Origin of the sequence: Macromonas bipunctata, assembly GCF_002837135.1 — a bacterium.
GTDB classification, from domain to species: Bacteria; Pseudomonadota; Gammaproteobacteria; order Burkholderiales; family Burkholderiaceae_C; genus Macromonas_A; species Macromonas_A bipunctata.
Map to the genome: position 1 here is coordinate 1 of NZ_NWBQ01000053.1, position 14795 is coordinate 14795.

Here is a 14795-nt window from a genome sequence, read left to right on the forward strand (position 1 = left end):
GCGGGCGTGTGCCCAGTCGCGCGGCGCGGGGGGCTGGGCCGGGGTGGCGCTCATGCCGTGCAGCCATTGCGCCAAGGCCAGCAGGGCCAGCCCGGTGGCCGGGGTGGCCAGCAGCTGGCGCGCGGCGGTGCGCTGTTGCACGCTGGCCTGTTCCAGTGCGTCCAGCGCCTGTTGCAGCACGTTGGCGTTGCTGGCGTTGTGGGCGGTGAAGGCATCGGCCCACAGCGGCAGGGTGTCGGTGTGGGCCACATCCAGGTCGCGCAGGGCGCCCAGCGCATCGAGCAGTGGGCGCAGCGGGGTGCGGTCCAGCGTGTGCGGCAGCCACGGGCGCAGCAGGCGCTCGACGCTGCGCCAGCGCCGCCACGCCACGCGCGCCTGGTGTACCAGCTCGGGGTGGTCGGCGTGGCACAGTGCGGCCAGGTTGCGCGTGAACTGTTCCAGCACCTCGCCCAGCACCAGTGTGGCCGCGCGTTGCGGCCCCCACTTTTTGCCCAGGGGCAGCGCGCGTGCGCGCACCGGGGCGTGTACGCTGCCTTCGGCCAGCGCGTAGCCGCGTTCGGCCTTGCTGACATCACAAGGCAGCACCGCCACCGCTTGCGCCAGCGTCTGCGCCATCTCGAACAGCGCACCGGGCTGGCCGCTGAGCAGTTCCAGCTCCAGCTCCAGCAGCGGCAGGCTCTGGCCCGCGGCCGCAATCTCGCCCACGTCCAGGGCCACTTCCACCACGCTGCCGTCGTGGTGCGTCACGCGCCAGGTGCTGCGGCGGCAGCGGGTCTCGAAGCAGGGTTGCAGGCGCGCCAGCCAGGCGCTGTCGGGGTCGAGCTCGGCCCAGGCGGGCAGTTCGGCCAGGGCGGCTGTGCTGAGCTCGCCATCGGCCACCGTGGTTTCCCATTCGCCGCGCTGGCTCAGGCCGCCTTGCGACTGGCCAGCGGTCTTGAGCGTTTGCACCCAGGTGTCGCTGCCGCTGCTCTTGGCCTGCGTGCTGCTGCGGCGTACGCGCAAAGCCACGCGCTGGCGCTGCAAGTCCAGCTCCGGGGTGTCGAAGTAGCGGTTCCACAACCAGCGCCGTTGCGCTGTCTGGGCTGCCAGCAGCGGCTGGCGCGCCAGCAGGGCCTCGATCTTGCCCGGCTGCGCACCGGGCAGCAGCAGCTTGAGTTCAATTTCAGCGGCGGTCGAAGAAGGCAAAGCGTTTTTCGTCATGGCAACAGTGTCGCACAGCCATTGGGGTTGTGGATGACGCACCCGTGACAACGCCGGGCTGTCACGGATTTCCGGCACAATTTGCCGCGTCCCTTCTTTTTTTTGCTGACATGACACACTCTGCCTCCGATCTGGGCGCGGTTGCGCCGCGCGACCACGCCGCCTTGCTGGCCCAGGCCTTGCCGCACCTGCGCCGCTACCACGGTAAAACCATGGTCATCAAGTACGGCGGCAACGCCATGACCGACCCCGCCCTGCAACAGGCCTTTGCCGAAGACGTGGCGCTGCTCAAGCTGGTGGGCATCCACCCGGTGGTGGTGCATGGGGGCGGCCCGCAAATTGAAGGCTTGCTCAAGCGCCTGGGCAAGCAGGGCCAGTTCATCCAGGGCATGCGCGTGACCGACCCCGAAACCATGGAAGTGGTGCAGTGGGTGCTGGGCGGCGAGGTGCAGCAAGATGTGGTGGGCCGCATCCAGCAGGCCGGTGGCCGCGCCGTGGGCCTGACGGGGCGCGACGGTGGTTTGATCCGCGCCAAGAAGCTCCAGCTGGCCGACCAGAACGACCCCAGTGTGTTCCACGACGTGGGCCAGGTGGGCGATATCGTCTCCATCCAGCCCGAGGTGTTGCGCTCGCTGCAAGCCGCCGACTTCATCCCGGTGGTCAGCCCGATCGGGTTTGGCGAGCACAACGAGAGCTACAACATCAACGCCGACGTGGTGGCCGCCAGCCTGGCCAAGGCGCTGCAGGCCGAAAAGCTGCTGATGTTGACCAACATCTCGGGCGTGCTGGACAAGCAAGGCCAGCTTCTGACCAGCCTGACACCACAGCGCATCGACGAACTGGTGGCCGATGGCACCATTTCGGGCGGCATGATCCCCAAAATTGTGGGGGCGCTGGACGCGGCCAAGAGCGGCGTGAAGGCCGTTCACATCATTGATGGCCGTGTGCCGCACGCCATGCTGCTGGAGGTGCTGAGCAACACCGCCAACGGCACCATGATCCGCGCCGCTTGAGCGTAAAAAAACGGTCGCCCTGACTGCCAGTGGCGACCGTTGCGGGTGGGGTCGGCGGTATCAATGGCCGTGGCCGACCACTTCACCGTCCTTGAGCTTGTACACCGTGCCGCAGTAGGGGCAACGCGCCTCGCCCGTCTTGGCCACGTCCAGGTACACCTTGGGGTGGCTGTTCCACAGCTTCATGTCGGCCAGCGGGTTCGGGCAGAACACGCCACCGTGGCCGTTGAGGTCTTTGGCCGACAGTTCAATTACAGCTTGGCTCATGGTGCGGGGCTCCGGTTCAGACTTTGGTCAGCCAGTGGGCGTACTTCGGGTTGCGGCCATTGACGATGTCAAAGAACGCGGTCTGGATTTTCTCGGTGATGGGGCTACGGCTGCCCGCGCCAATTTCCAAACGGTCGAGTTCGCGGATCGGGGTCACTTCGGCGGCGGTGCCGGTGAAGAAGGCCTCGTCGGCAATGTAGACCTCGTCGCGGGTGATGCGCTTTTGCACGATCTCCAGCCCCAAGTCCTTGGCGATGTGGAACACCGTGTTGCGGGTGATGCCGTTCAACGCACCGGCCGACAGGTCGGGGGTGTAGATCACGCCGTTCTTGATGACAAAGATGTTCTCGCCCGCGCCTTCGCTCACAAAGCCGGAGGCATCCAGCAGCAGGGCCTCGTCGTAGCCTTCGTCGGTGGCTTCGGTGTTGGCCAGGATGGAGTTGGTGTAGTTGCTCACCGCCTTGGCCTGCGTCATGGTGATGTTGACGTGGTGGCGGGTGTAGCTGGAGGTTTTAACGCGGATGCCGCGCTTCATGCCCTCTTCGCCCAGGTACGCGCCCCAGGCCCAAGCGGCCACCATGGCGTGGATGGTGTTGCCCTTGGGGCTGACACCCAGTTTTTTGTCGCCAATCCAAATCAGCGGGCGAATGTAGCCGCTGTCGAGGTTGTTTTCGCAGATGGCGGCCTTGTGCGCTTCGTTGATCTCTTCTTTGCTGAAGGGCACCTTCATGCGCAGGATCTTGGCGCTGTTGAACAGGCGGTCGGTGTGCTCTTCGAGGCGGAAGATGGCCGGGCCGTTGACGGTGTTGTAGGCACGCACGCCCTCGAACACGCCGCAGCCGTAGTGCATGGTGTGGGTCAGGACGTGGATCTTGGCATCGCGCCAGTCGACCAGTTGGCCATCCATCCAAATTTTGCCGTCGCGGTCGGCCATCGAGGGAATCACGGACATCTTGTGTACCTTTAAACGTAACAACAAACCCCCGGCGGTGGGGGTGAGCGGGAGAGTAACTGTGCAACCCGCCATTCTACGGTCTTGCACCCGGCTGTGGCAGGGCGGCGCCCTGAGCCGCCCCGGGCTGTGTTACGCCGCGTGGGCGTGCGCAAAACCGCGCATAAAGTCGCACAGCGCCTGCACCGACGCTTCGGGCATGGCGTTGTAGATGGAGGCGCGCACGCCGCCCAGCGAGCGGTGGCCGTGCAGGCCGCTAAAGCCAGCGGCCTCGGCCTGTTGCAGAAAGGCTTGCTCCAGCGCCGCCGTGGGCAGCTTGAACACCACGTTCATCAGCGAGCGGTCGCGCCGGTCGGCCCAGCCCGCGTACAGCTCTGGGTGGGTGTCGAGCACATCGTACAGCCGCTGCGCCTTGCGCTGGTTGATGCTGTCCATGGCGGCCAGCCCGCCCACGTGGTCGCGCAGCCAGCGCGTGACCAACAGCACCACGTAGATGGCAAACACCGGCGGCGTGTTGTAGATCGATTTGGCCTTGAGGTGGGTGCGGTAGTCCAGCAGGGCGGGGATGCCGCTGGGCACATGTTCGAGCAAGGCCTCGCGCACAATGGCCACCGTCACGCCAGCGGGGTCGAGGTTTTTTTGCGCGTGGGCGTAAATGATGTCGTAGCGTTCCACCTCAATGGGGCGCGAGAGAAAGTCCGACGACATGTCGCACACCAGCGGCACCCCGGTGCAGCCCGGCACGCGGTGGAACTGGATGCCTTCCACGGTCTCGTTGCTAACGTAGTGCAGGTAGGCGGCGTGGGGGTCGTACACGGCTTCCTCACCGTGCGGCAGGCGGTGGTAGTGGCTGGCGCTGCCGTCCCAGGCCAGGCGCACCGGGCCTTCCAGCGCGGCTTCGGGCAGGGCTTTGGCGCTCCAGTAGCCGGTGCGCAGGTAGTCCGCGCTTTTGCCGCTGCCGCGCAGCAGCAGCATGGGGATCATGCTCCATTGCAGCGTGGCCCCGCCTTGCAGGAACAGCACCGCGTAGCCCTCGGGCAGGCCCAGCAGCTGGCGAATGTTGGCTTCGGCCTCGGCCACCACCGCGGCAAACCAGTCGGAGCGGTGGCTGATGCCGAGGATGGACAGCCCGACCTCGGGCACCTCGGCAATCGCCTGCTGGGCCTGTTGCAGCACGCTGGTGGGCAACACGCCAGGGCCGCCCGAGAAGTTCCATTCGTTGTTCATGGGGTGGCCTCGGTGGCAATGCCCGCCTGCTGGAACACAAAAGCCCGGAAGGCTTGAAACAGCCGCTGCATGATGGCCTGCTTGTAGGGGTAGCGTTCCACCGGATCCATGGCGTGGACGACCATCGCGGTATCGACCTCGAACACCAGCAAGCGCCCGTCGGGCATTTCGGCGCAGTCCATCCCCCAGTAGTCCAGCTCCAGCGCCTGCTGCATGGCGGCAAAGGCGGCGGCGTGGCGTTGGGCAAAGCCAGTGTCGAAGCTGGCCATGAAGTCGGCTTCTTCGGCGCGCTTGGCTGCGTTGTCGTCCATGCCCGCGTTGACGTAGTGGATCATCCAGTGGCTGGAGATAGCCCCGTGTGCCACATAGGGCTGGCCACCGATGAGCATCACCCGGTACTTGCGAAACTGGCCATCGGCGCTGCGGTAATCCACAAACGGGGCCACGAACAGTTCAGCGTCGGGCAGGGTGTCCAGCACTTCGGCCAGCGCAGCGGGGGTATCGACCTTGTGCAGGCCGTTGCCTGCATGGGTGTCGAGTGGGCGCACCAGCAGCGGAAAGGCCAGCCCCAGCGCCTGCGCCTGTGTGGCGCCATCGGCCTGGGCCAGCGTTTGCACTTGGGCACGTGGTAGGCGCAGGTTGGGGGGCATGCAGACACCCGGCAAGGTAGCCAGCAAGGCCGATGCCGTGTTGCGTGCCACGCGCGGGATGTGTTGCGGGCGATTGAGCACGGGGCGCGGCCAGTTGGCCAACGTTGTGGCCAGCTTCTGCAGCAGCGGGCGGTTGGCCTCGGTTTCGCAGATGGCGACGAACAGCACATCGTGCTCGGGTAGCAGGGCCAGGTCGTCGTCGGGGTGGGTCAGGTAGTACTGGTGCAGCGCGATGTCGCTGTGCTCCAGCACGCATTCCAGCGGCACGTTCACTTCCAGGCTGCCGGGGGCCATCAGCACCAGCAGGCGCAACCGTGCGTGCTGGCTGCTGGGTTGCCGATAATGGCGCTGGATTTTCAGGGCCTCGTCCTGCAGCTGGCGCGCCAGCGGTTGGTTGCCGTAGAACTGCAGGATCACGCTGGCGTCCAGCAGCGCGCAGGCGTTGGTGGGGTCGGCGCTGGCCTGTTCGATCAGCGCCTGCGCCAGCGGTGCCATCACCTGGCCCGCAACGTTCTGGCGCATCAGCGCCGCCAGCCCGATCAGGCGGTGGGGTGGGGCGGCGGGCGGCGGTGGGGAGGGGGGCAGGGTGGGGACGGTCACGGCGCAGGGTTCAAGCGGACTAGGGAGTCCAATGTTACCTACCTAAATCCGTAGTCTGTGTTCTGCCCGCTGCGAAGGCCTGAAAATAAACCCCCAATTTCCCAGCTTATTCCTACAAGAAACAGTGCAAGGAGCGTGCTATGTTGAGTGTTGTCTCTGTACGCGGTGGGGCGTGGCCGCAGCAGCCCCTGCCCGTGACCAGGCCGCCGGTGGTGTCGGCCATCAAGCCCAGCGCCACGCTGGACGTCGGCAGTGCCCAGGCCGCCGGTGCCAGTGCTGAGCCCGCGCTGGAAGGTGCGCTGCTGGCCCGTCCGGTGTCGCTCAGCACCCTGCCGCCGGTGGATCCGGCCCAGCAGTCCGAGCAAGCGGACATGTACCGCAACGCTGCCGCGCCTGAGCGCAACGGCTTGCTGCCCGCCGAGGCGTTGGCGCAACCGCCACGTGGCCAGCCGCAAGATGCTGCCACCCCGGACGCCATCGCCGAGGCCAACGGACAGCAGCCCGCCTATCCCGGCCAGTTGCCCAAGCCCCGCCAGACGCCGCAGGAGAAGGCCGAGCAGGAGCGCATCGACAACTTCCTGTCCAACCTGTGGCAGGCCAGCCGCACCGTGGTGGACACCTGGCAGAGCGTGGCATCGGTGGCTGCGCAGGCCGCCACCGAGCAGGCCAGCGCCATCCGCCGCAGCGAGGACGGTGCCGACAGCGGCGAGGTCGCCGACACCACCGGCACCACCGACGCGCAGCAGGCGGGTGCCGCCGCCACGGGCCGCACTTTGGTCACCGACCGCAAGGCCGCGCTGCCCGCCATGCTGGCCGGCGCCAGCGACAAGCCCGCCCCGCTGGCCGACCTGGGCGCGGCCGCGCGCGATGCCGTCATCCGCAGCGCCACCGAGTCCTACACCAAGACCCAGCGCTGGCCCGACACCGAGCCACCGCCACCGGGCACGACGCTGAACGCCGCCATTTGAGCGGGCTCGGGTGCGGGCCGTGCAGCGGGCCTCAGATGCGGTAGCGCACCCCGCCGCCGCTGCTCTGGATGCGGTTCATCAGCGCGCGCGCAATCTTGCCCAGTGGCAGCACCTCGTGCGCGGCGCCGGCCTGGATGGCCATGCGTGGCATGCCAAACACCACGCAGCTGGCCTCGTCCTGCGCGATGTTGTAGCTGCCCGCATCGCGCATTTCCTTCATGGCGGTGGCGCCGTCGCCGCCCATGCCGGTCAGCATCACCCCGTAGGCGTTGGGGCCCAGCACCTGCGCCGCGGACTTGAACAGCACCTCCACCGACGGGCGGTGCCGGTTGACGGGTTCGGCGTCCTCCACCACCGCCATGTAGTTGGCGCCGCTGCGCTCCAGCCGGAACTGCTTGCCGCCGGGGGCAATGTAGGCGTGGCCGGGCAGGATGCGCTCGCCGTGGCGCGCCTCGCTCACCGCCATCGGGCACAGGCTGTTCAAGCGCGCGGCAAAGCTGGCGGTAAAGCCCGGCGGCATGTGCTGGGTGATGGCGATGGCGGGGCAGTCGGCGGGCAGGCCCAGCAGCACCTCGCGGACGGCCTCGGTGCCGCCGGTGGAGGCACCAATGCAGATCACCTTCTCGGTGGTGGACAGGCGCGCCAGCGGGCGCGAGGCCACGCTGCTGGCCGTTGGCGGCGGTGTGGCGCTGCTGCGTGTGCCGCTGGGCAGGCCCGCCGCCGCGTTGGCCAGCGCGGTGGCCATGGTGGCGGCGCCGCGCACCGGGGCGCTGGCGCTGGGTGCGGGCACGGCGGGTACCAGCCGCGCCACGCGCGCCTGGCTGGCAATGCGGATCTTCTCCACAATCTCGTCGCCCAGCTGGCGCAGCCCCGAGGCCACGCCCAGGCGCGGCTTGGCCACGAAGTCGATCGCGCCCATCTCCAGCGCACGCAGGGTGACTTCGGCGCCACGCTCGGTCAGGGTCGAGACCATCACCACCGGCATCGGGCGCAGCCGCATCAGGCGCGACAGGAACTCCAGCCCGTCCATCTTGGGCATTTCCACGTCCAGCGTGATCACGTCGGGGTTGAGCTCGCGGATCATCTCGCGCGCGGCCAGCGGGTCGTTGGCCGCGCCGATGCACTCCATGTCGGGTTGCTGGTTGATGATTTCGGCCAGCAGACTGCGCACCAGCGCCGAATCGTCCACCACCACCACGCGTATCTTGTTCATGCCGCCGTCAGTCACTCAAAATCAAAACAGATCCACCGAGCCACCGGCGGTCGAGCGCGCCACCTTGGCCGCGTTGCCCAGGCGTTCCTGGGTTTCCAGCGTGTCGGGGTGGGCGTGCGCCAGGCGCTTGACCATGGCCTTGCCCGTGACCGGGAAGAACACCACCTTGCGCGGGTAGATGTCCATCACGTCCTTGGACACCACCGGAATGCGCTCCGTGGCCAGGTAGTCCAGCACGAACTTGGTGTTGCGCTCGCCCACGTTCATGGTGGTGAAGCCCGAGATGACGGCGCCGCCGCCAAACACCTTGGCCTGCATGTTCTGGCGCGTCGAGCCCAGCTTGACCAGCTCGTTGATGAGCAGCTCCATGGCGTAGGAGCCGTAGCGGCCCGACACGTCGCCGCCGCCTTCGGGCAGCATGAAGTGGTTCATGCCGCCCACGCGCAGCTGCGAGTCCCAGATGCAGGCCGCAATGCACGAGCCCAGCACCGTCATCACCACAATGTCCTCGTGCGTGACAAAGTATTCACCTGGCAGCACCTTGACCGCGTTGTAGCGGAAGTGCTGGTCGTGGAAGAAAAACGAGGCCTCGCCCGGCTTGCGGGGCCGGGTCTTGAGCGTCTGCAGGTGGGCGGCACTGTTGTGCATGGCGGTCACACTTTTTCGTAAACGGTTTTGCCGCGCAGCGTGAACAGGCTGCGGGCGTCGCTGAAGTTCTCGGCGTGGCCCACAAACAGCGTGCCTTGCGGCTTGATGAGCCGGTGGATGCGGGCCAGCACCTGGCGCTGGGTGGCGTTGTCGAAGTAGATCATCACGTTGCGGCAGAACACCACGTCGAAGGTTTCCTTGAGCGCCCAGTTGTCCTCGATCAGGTTGAGCGTCATGAACTGCAGGTGCCGCTGCAGCTCGGGCTTGACGCGCGCCAGGCCGCTGTTGGCGCCGGTGCCTTTCATGAAGTACTTCTGCTTTTGCGCCTGGTCCACGTTCTTGAGCGCGTCGAGCTTGTAGACGCCACGCGCGGCCGTCTCCAGCACCTTGGTGTCGATGTCGCTGGCCCAGATGCGGAACTTGCCGTTGACGCCCAGCGCGTCGGCCAGGGTCATGGCAATCGAGTACGGCTCCTCGCCGGTGGAGGACGCACTGCACCAGACCTTCCACTCGTGACCGGGCGGGCCGGCGCGCACCAGCCTGTCCAGCTCCACGAAGTGGTGGTTCTCGCGGAAGAACGAGGTCAGGTTGGTGGTCAGGGCGTTGACGAACTCCTGCCACTCCTCGGGCTGCGCCTTGCTCTCCAGCCAGTCCAGGTAGGCCTTGAAGCTGGTGTGGCCGGTCTCGCGCAGGCGGCGCGAGATGCGGCTGTACACCATGGCATGCTTGCCCTCGTGCAGGCTGATGCCCGCGTGCTGGTAGATCAGCGCCTTGATGCGGGCAAAGTCGGCGTTGGACCAGACGAACTCGCGCCCCTCGGGAATGCTGTCGGCCTCGACCTGCATCATGCACGTGCCCCCTTACTGCCGCATGCGGCGCACCAGCGCCGACGTGTCCAGGATCAGCGACACGCTGCCGTCGCCCAGGATGGTGGCGCCCGAGACGTTGGGCACCTTCTTGTAGTTGGACTCCAGGTTCTTGATCACCACCTGTTGCTGGCCCAGCAGTTCGTCCACCATCAGCGCCACGCGCGAGCCGTCGGACTCGATCACCACCATGATGCTGTTGGCGCTCTCGTCCACCGTGGCGCGCGGCACGTCGAACACGCGGTCGATCTCGAACACCGGCATGTACTCGTCGCGCACCTTGACCAGGCGGGCGTCCTGCGCCACGGTGTTGATCTCGGTCGTCTTGGCCTGGAACGATTCCACCACCGACGACAGCGGCAGGATGTAGACCTCGTCGGCCACGCGCACCGTCATGCCGTCCATGATGGCCAGCGTCAGCGGCAGGCGCACCTTGACGCTCATGCCAAAGCCTTCGGAGGAGTCAATTTCCACCGTGCCGCCCAGCGAGGAGATGTTCTTCTTGACCACGTCCATGCCCACGCCCCGGCCTGAGACGTCGGTGACGACCTCGGCGGTGGAAAAGCCCGGCGCGAAGATGAGCTGCCACACGTCCTGGTCGGCCATGTCCTCGGAGGCGTCAATGCCCTTGGAGATGGCCTTCTCGATCAGCTTCTGGCGCGACAGGCCCTTGCCGTCGTCGCGCACCTCGATCAGGATCGAGCCGCCTTGGTGCGCCGCCGACAGCGTGATGGTGCCGGTTTCGGGCTTGCCTGCGGCTAGGCGCACATCGGGCATTTCCACGCCGTGGTCGCAGCTGTTGCGGATCAGGTGGGTCAGCGGGTCGGTGATCTTCTCGATCAGGCCCTTGTCGAGCTCGGTGGCCTCACCGTGCGTGACGAGCTCCACCTTCTTGCCCAGCTTGCCCGCCAGGTCGCGCAGCATGCGCGGGAAGCGGCTGAACACCACCGACATCGGGATCATGCGGATCGACATCACCGATTCCTGCAGGTCGCGCGTGTTGCGCTCCAGGTCGGCCAGGCCCGACAGCAGCTGCTGGTTGAGCGTGGCGTCCAGCGCGCGGCTGTTTTGCGCCAGCATGGCCTGGGTGATGACGAGCTCGCCCACCTGGTTGATGAGCTGGTCGATTTTGCTCACCGACACGCGCAGGGTGCTGGTCTCGAGCTGCGCGGCGCTGTTGCCAGGCTTGGCGCCGGCCTTGGCGGGGCTGCTGGCCTTGGCGCTGGCCGCAGGCGCGCTGGTGGACGCGCTGGCCGATTGGCCGGGTGCGCTGTGCGGGTTGCCCGGCGCGCCGGGGAACAGGCCGTAGCCCTGCACCAGGTCGGCGTTGGGCACCTGGGCGCCGCTGGCCGTGAGCACGGTGGAGGCGATGGGGCTGCCCGGCGCACCGGCAAACAGGCCAAAGCCTTCTTCCATGCTGAACTCGGGCTCGTCGGCAGTGGCCGGCACTGCTGTGTCGGCGGATGGGGCGGTGGCGGGCGCGCTGGCGTCGTACAGCCCGATCTTGTCCTTGGAGACGTGGAACGAGAACAGGTCGAGCAAGTCGTCGTTGCTGCTGCTGGTCTGGATGTCGTAGATCTTGTAGCTGTTGTCCTGGCGCTCGGACAGGATGGTGCCCAGGCCCTCGATGTCGCGGAACAGGTCCTTGATCGGGTCGGCCTGTTCCTGGCGCTCCAGCGGCCCCAGCACGGCTTGCAGCGTGCGCAGCTGGCCCGGTGCGCTGGGCGCAGGCATGCCACCCCCAGCGGGGGCCGGGGCGGGCACGGGGACGGGCGCTGGGGTGGGGGCGGCCGGAGCTGGGGCGGGTGCCGGTGCCACGCTGCCGCCGGTGGCCAGGGTGCGGATGCGGCCCACCAGGCCCGAGGTCTCGGGCACTTCGCCGTCTATGCCCTGGTGGCGCGCCAGCAGCGCCTTGAGTGCGTCGGAGGCCTCCAGCAGCACGTCCACCATCGGCAGGGTGGGCACGAGCTCGTGGCGGCGCAGCTTGTCCAGCAGCGACTCCATCTGGTGCGTCAGCTCGGCCACGTCCTCGAAGCCGAAGGTGGCGGCACCGCCCTTGATGGAGTGGGCGCAACGGAAGATGGCGTTGAGCTCTTCGTCGTCCACCGTCTCCAGGTCGAGGTTGAGCAGTTGTTGCTCCATCGACTCCAGGTTTTCTCCCGCCTCTTCAAAGAAGATCTGGTAGAACTGGGTCAAGTCAAAGCCGTCGTTTTTATCGTCTGCCATGGGCGGTGCTCTTCAAAAATGCCTAAGGGGGCGGCCGGGGCGCGCGCGGCTGCCGGGCCAAAGGGATGGGTTCAGCGTTTTATCGGATCACTTTGTGGATGACTTCAATCAAACGTGTGGGGTCGAACGGCTTGACCAGCCAGCCGGTGGCCCCGGCGCTGCGCCCGGCCTGCTTCATCTGGTCGCTCGATTCGGTGGTCAGGATCAGGATCGGGGTGTTCTTGAAGTTGGGGTGCTCGCGCAGCTTGCGCGTCAGCCCGATGCCGTCCAGGCGCGGCATGTTCTGGTCGGTCAGCACCAGGTCGAACTGCTGCTTCTGTGCTTTTTCAAAGGCGTCGATGCCGTCAACGGCCTCGACCACCTTGAAGCCGGCGCCCACCAGCGTGAACGACACCATTTTGCGCATGGAAGCCGAATCGTCTACGGCGAGAATCGAATGCATGTGAATACCTGTGTGTGTAACGGTTGAAAACGGTGGGGCAACGAGGGGTAGGGGCTCAGAACAGCTCGATGGAGCCGGCGTCCATTTCGCCTTGCGTGACCGGGTTGGGCCGCTGGGGCATGTGCGTCACCACCGTGCCCACCTCATCTTCATCGGGTTCCATGGCCTGTTCGGCCAGGTTGTAGGCGCAGCCCTGCAGCACCTTGCCGGTGTGTACCAGCAGCTGCGAGGCCATGTCGTGAAACTGCAGCTCCGTGACCGCCTGGCCCAGCGCCTGCACCAGCGTGGTGTTGGCCTCGCTGGAGGGCAGGGCCTCGGCCACTTCCATGGCGGTGTTGAAGCGGTCGAGCAGGTTGCTGGTGGCATGATCGAGCAGGCCCTCGAGCCGCTTGAGGTCGTTGATGGCCACCAGCAGCGAGTCCTGCAGGTCGGCCAGCACGGACACCCCCATCTCGACCGACGGCTCGCCGTGGTGGTCGGGCAATGGTTCCACGACGGTCACTTCCTCCCGGGGCCAGCGGCGGCGGTTGTTGTGCGGGTTAGCGTTGGGTTCCATGGTCAAAAGGGTGTGGGCGTAAGCAAAAGCTGCAGGCGAAATATAACGCCCTCAGCGATCGGGCCAGGCTCCCTGGCCTTGACTTGGCTCAGAATAAAGGACATTTTTTGTGCATGTGGGCCCCACCGTGCGGGTTGGCACCACTTGGAGGACTGATTTTGGCGGTTTTAAGCATACTGCACCTGGAAGACAATGAGGCCGACCACGTGCTGGTGGCCCACGTGCTGCGCCGCAGCGACCTGGACGTGGAGCTGACCTGGGTCGATACGCTGGAGGAGTTCGAGCGCGTGCTGCGCGAGCAGCCCGTGGACGCGATTCTGGCCGATTATCACTTGGCCGGTTTTTCGGGCATGGACGCCTGGGCGCTGGTGCAGGCCAGCGGGCGCGAACTGCCGTTCGTGCTGGTCTCGGGCGCCATTGGCGAGGCCACCGTGGCCGACGCCATGGTGCGCGGCGTGAGCGACTACGTGGACAAGAACCGCCTGACCCGCCTGCCCGCCGTGCTGCAGCGCACGCTGGAGTTCTGCGCCGCCAAGCGCGCGCAGGCCCAGGCCGCCGAGGCGCTGGCCGAATCGCGCCGCCGCCTGGCCGACCTGACCGAGCACCTGCAGGCCAGCATCGAGCGCGAACGGGCCGACATTGCGCGCGAAATCCACGACGACATCGGCGGCTCGCTGGCGGCGGTTAAACTGGACTTGGCTTGGATTGCGCGGCGCGTGACCGACGACGACACCCGCAGCCACGTGCAGGCCGCGCTGGCCATGGCCGAGCACGCCCTGGGCGCGAGCCAGCGCATCATGCGCAACCTGCGCCCGGCGGTGCTGGACCAGGGCCTGGTGGCGGCGGTGCAGTGGCTGGCGCAAACCTTTGCCGAGCGCACTGGGCTGGCGGTGCGGGTGCATGGCAGCCTGGGCGCGGGCACGGTGCTGCCGCCGGCGGTCGAAACCGTGGCCTACCGCACCGCGCAGGAGGCCATGACCAACATCCTCAAGCACGCGCAGGCGAGCGAGGTGCGTATCGACGTCAGTGACCTGGAGGGCGTGTTGACGCTGGAAATTGCCGACAATGGGCGCGGTGCCACGCCGCAGGATCTGGCCAAGCTGCAGTCCTTTGGCCTGTTGGGCCTGCGCGAGCGCGCGCAGACCGTGGGCGGCTGGCTCGATGTGGTGACCGCCCCTGGCCAGGGCATGACCCTGATCGTGTCGGTGCCGCTGGATGGAACCGTGGCCCACCAGGGCGACGACAGCGAGACCTGAGCAACAAGGACATCAAATGGAGACATGTGCATGATCAAGGTGGTGTTGTGCGACGACCACGCCGTGGTGCGGCGCGGCATACGGGATACCCTGATGGAGGCGACCGACATCCGCGTGGTGGCCGAGGCCGACGGCTACGCCAGCCTGCGCGAGGTGCTGCGCCAGGAGGCGCCCGATGTGCTGCTGCTGGATGTGGACTTGCCCGATCGCAGCGGGCTGGAAATCCTGGCGGTGCTGCAAAAGGAGGACACTGCGCCCAAGGTGGTGATGGTGTCGATGTACCCCGAGGACCAGTACGCGCTGCGCTGCCTCAAGGCCGGGGCGGTGGGCTACCTCAACAAGGGCGGCGACCCGTCGGCGCTGCTGACGGCGGTGCGCACCGCCGCCGAGGGACGCAAGTACATCACGCCCCAGATTGCCGAGCTGCTGGCCAACCACCTCAACGCCCCGGCCGCCACCGAGCTGCACGCGGCGCTGTCGGAGCGCGAGCTGCAGACGCTCAAGCGCATCGCCTCGGGCAAGAAGCTGGCCCAGATTGCCGAGGAGCTGATGCTCAGCCCCAAGACCGTGAGCGTGTACCGCGCGCGCGTGCTGGAAAAGCTGGGCCTGACCAACAACGCCGAACTCACGGTGTACGCGATCCGCAACCAGCTGGTCTGACGCGCCGCCGGGCCAGGCGGCTTTTTTTGGGCCGCGGCCTGTGCGGATCCG

General features: G+C 67.0%; 15 protein-coding genes. 4 read left to right on the plus strand and 11 right to left on the minus strand.

Annotation, left to right across the window (positions count from 1 at the left end; genetic code table 11):
* On the minus strand, nucleotides 1–1200 hold a 1200-nt coding region (locus CON76_RS08020), incomplete at its 3' end, for a CYTH and CHAD domain-containing protein (protein WP_101102843.1).
* A gap of 110 nt (nucleotides 1201–1310) precedes the next feature.
* Between CON76_RS08020 and argB the strand changes: the two genes are divergently transcribed.
* Nucleotides 1311–2213, plus strand: a complete 903-nt coding sequence (gene argB / locus CON76_RS08025) for an acetylglutamate kinase (protein WP_101102844.1) — start codon at nucleotides 1311–1313, stop codon at nucleotides 2211–2213.
* Between the two features lie 60 nt (nucleotides 2214–2273).
* Here argB and CON76_RS08030 read toward each other — a convergent pair whose 3' ends face one another.
* The 4 genes from CON76_RS08030 to CON76_RS08045 form a co-directional block, all read right to left on the minus strand.
* Nucleotides 2274–2480: a zinc-finger domain-containing protein gene (locus CON76_RS08030; RefSeq protein WP_101102845.1), complete on the minus strand. Its 207-nt coding sequence runs from the start codon at nucleotides 2478–2480 to the stop codon at nucleotides 2274–2276.
* 16 nt (nucleotides 2481–2496) lie between these two features.
* On the minus strand, nucleotides 2497–3432 hold the full coding sequence (locus tag CON76_RS08035; protein ID WP_101102846.1) for a branched-chain amino acid transaminase: 936 nt from the start codon (nucleotides 3430–3432) through the stop codon (nucleotides 2497–2499).
* A 132-nt stretch (nucleotides 3433–3564) separates the two neighbouring features.
* On the minus strand, nucleotides 3565–4659 hold the full coding sequence (locus CON76_RS08040; protein WP_101102847.1) for a phosphoserine transaminase: 1095 nt from the start codon (nucleotides 4657–4659) through the stop codon (nucleotides 3565–3567).
* On the minus strand, nucleotides 4656–5909 hold the full coding sequence (locus CON76_RS08045; protein WP_205758208.1) for an ATP-grasp domain-containing protein: 1254 nt from the start codon (nucleotides 5907–5909) through the stop codon (nucleotides 4656–4658). Before CON76_RS08045 ends, CON76_RS08040 begins: the two co-directional genes overlap by 4 nt.
* Nucleotides 5910–6049: 140 nt before the next feature.
* Between CON76_RS08045 and CON76_RS08050 the strand changes: the two genes are divergently transcribed.
* Entirely contained in the window at nucleotides 6050–6877 is an 828-nt protein-coding gene (locus tag CON76_RS08050) for a hypothetical protein (protein ID WP_145995386.1), read from the plus strand.
* A 31-nt stretch (nucleotides 6878–6908) separates the two neighbouring features.
* On the opposite strand, the gene CON76_RS08055 is transcribed toward CON76_RS08050, so the two are convergent.
* The 6 genes from CON76_RS08055 to CON76_RS08080 form a co-directional block, all read right to left on the minus strand.
* Nucleotides 6909–8090 carry a protein-glutamate methylesterase/protein-glutamine glutaminase gene (locus CON76_RS08055; protein ID WP_101102849.1) on the minus strand — a complete coding sequence of 394 codons (1182 nt, stop codon included), beginning with the start codon at nucleotides 8088–8090 and terminating at the stop codon, nucleotides 6909–6911.
* A 21-nt stretch (nucleotides 8091–8111) separates the two neighbouring features.
* Nucleotides 8112–8738, minus strand: a complete 627-nt coding sequence (gene cheD / locus CON76_RS08060) for a chemoreceptor glutamine deamidase CheD (protein ID WP_101102897.1) — start codon at nucleotides 8736–8738, stop codon at nucleotides 8112–8114.
* A 5-nt stretch (nucleotides 8739–8743) separates the two neighbouring features.
* A complete protein-coding gene (locus CON76_RS08065) occupies nucleotides 8744–9586 on the minus strand; it encodes a CheR family methyltransferase (RefSeq protein WP_101102850.1) in 843 nt (280 codons plus the stop codon).
* Nucleotides 9587–9598: 12 nt separating this feature from the next.
* Nucleotides 9599–11830, minus strand: coding sequence for a chemotaxis protein CheW (locus tag CON76_RS08070; RefSeq protein ID WP_101102851.1), 2232 nt, complete (start codon nucleotides 11828–11830; stop codon nucleotides 9599–9601).
* A gap of 79 nt (nucleotides 11831–11909) precedes the next feature.
* Complete coding sequence (locus CON76_RS08075; protein WP_101102852.1) at nucleotides 11910–12272, minus strand: response regulator; 363 nt, start codon at nucleotides 12270–12272, stop codon at nucleotides 11910–11912.
* A 55-nt stretch (nucleotides 12273–12327) separates the two neighbouring features.
* A complete protein-coding gene (locus CON76_RS08080; protein ID WP_420812931.1) occupies nucleotides 12328–12765 on the minus strand; it encodes a hypothetical protein in 438 nt (145 codons plus the stop codon).
* 176 nt (nucleotides 12766–12941) lie between these two features.
* Here CON76_RS08080 and CON76_RS08085 point away from each other — a divergent pair, with 176 nt between their 5' ends.
* Together CON76_RS08085 and CON76_RS08090 are read left to right on the plus strand one after the other, a co-directional pair.
* Nucleotides 12942–14084, plus strand: coding sequence for a hybrid sensor histidine kinase/response regulator (locus CON76_RS08085; RefSeq protein ID WP_101102853.1), 1143 nt, complete (start codon nucleotides 12942–12944; stop codon nucleotides 14082–14084).
* A 30-nt stretch (nucleotides 14085–14114) separates the two neighbouring features.
* The gene (locus CON76_RS08090) at nucleotides 14115–14744 is read left to right on the plus strand and encodes a response regulator (RefSeq protein ID WP_101102899.1); all 630 of its coding nucleotides are present in this window, start codon (nucleotides 14115–14117) and stop codon (nucleotides 14742–14744) included.
* Nucleotides 14745–14795 lie beyond the last annotated feature (51 nt).

Coding starts and splice junctions, on each gene's coding strand:
- argB (WP_101102844.1), top strand. CDS start 1,311: ATGACACACTCTGCCTCCGATCTGGGCGCGGTTGCGCCGCGCGACCAC.
- CON76_RS08030 (WP_101102845.1), bottom strand. CDS start 2,480: ATGAGCCAAGCTGTAATTGAACTGTCGGCCAAAGACCTCAACGGCCAC.
- CON76_RS08035 (WP_101102846.1), bottom strand. CDS start 3,432: ATGTCCGTGATTCCCTCGATGGCCGACCGCGACGGCAAAATTTGGATG.
- CON76_RS08040 (WP_101102847.1), bottom strand. CDS start 4,659: ATGAACAACGAATGGAACTTCTCGGGCGGCCCTGGCGTGTTGCCCACC.
- CON76_RS08050 (WP_145995386.1), top strand. CDS start 6,050: ATGTTGAGTGTTGTCTCTGTACGCGGTGGGGCGTGGCCGCAGCAGCCC.
- CON76_RS08055 (WP_101102849.1), bottom strand. CDS start 8,090: ATGAACAAGATACGCGTGGTGGTGGTGGACGATTCGGCGCTGGTGCGC.
- cheD (WP_101102897.1), bottom strand. CDS start 8,738: ATGCACAACAGTGCCGCCCACCTGCAGACGCTCAAGACCCGGCCCCGC.
- CON76_RS08065 (WP_101102850.1), bottom strand. CDS start 9,586: ATGATGCAGGTCGAGGCCGACAGCATTCCCGAGGGGCGCGAGTTCGTC.
- CON76_RS08070 (WP_101102851.1), bottom strand. CDS start 11,830: ATGGCAGACGATAAAAACGACGGCTTTGACTTGACCCAGTTCTACCAG.
- CON76_RS08075 (WP_101102852.1), bottom strand. CDS start 12,272: ATGCATTCGATTCTCGCCGTAGACGATTCGGCTTCCATGCGCAAAATG.
- CON76_RS08085 (WP_101102853.1), top strand. CDS start 12,942: ATGTGGGCCCCACCGTGCGGGTTGGCACCACTTGGAGGACTGATTTTG.
- CON76_RS08090 (WP_101102899.1), top strand. CDS start 14,115: ATGATCAAGGTGGTGTTGTGCGACGACCACGCCGTGGTGCGGCGCGGC.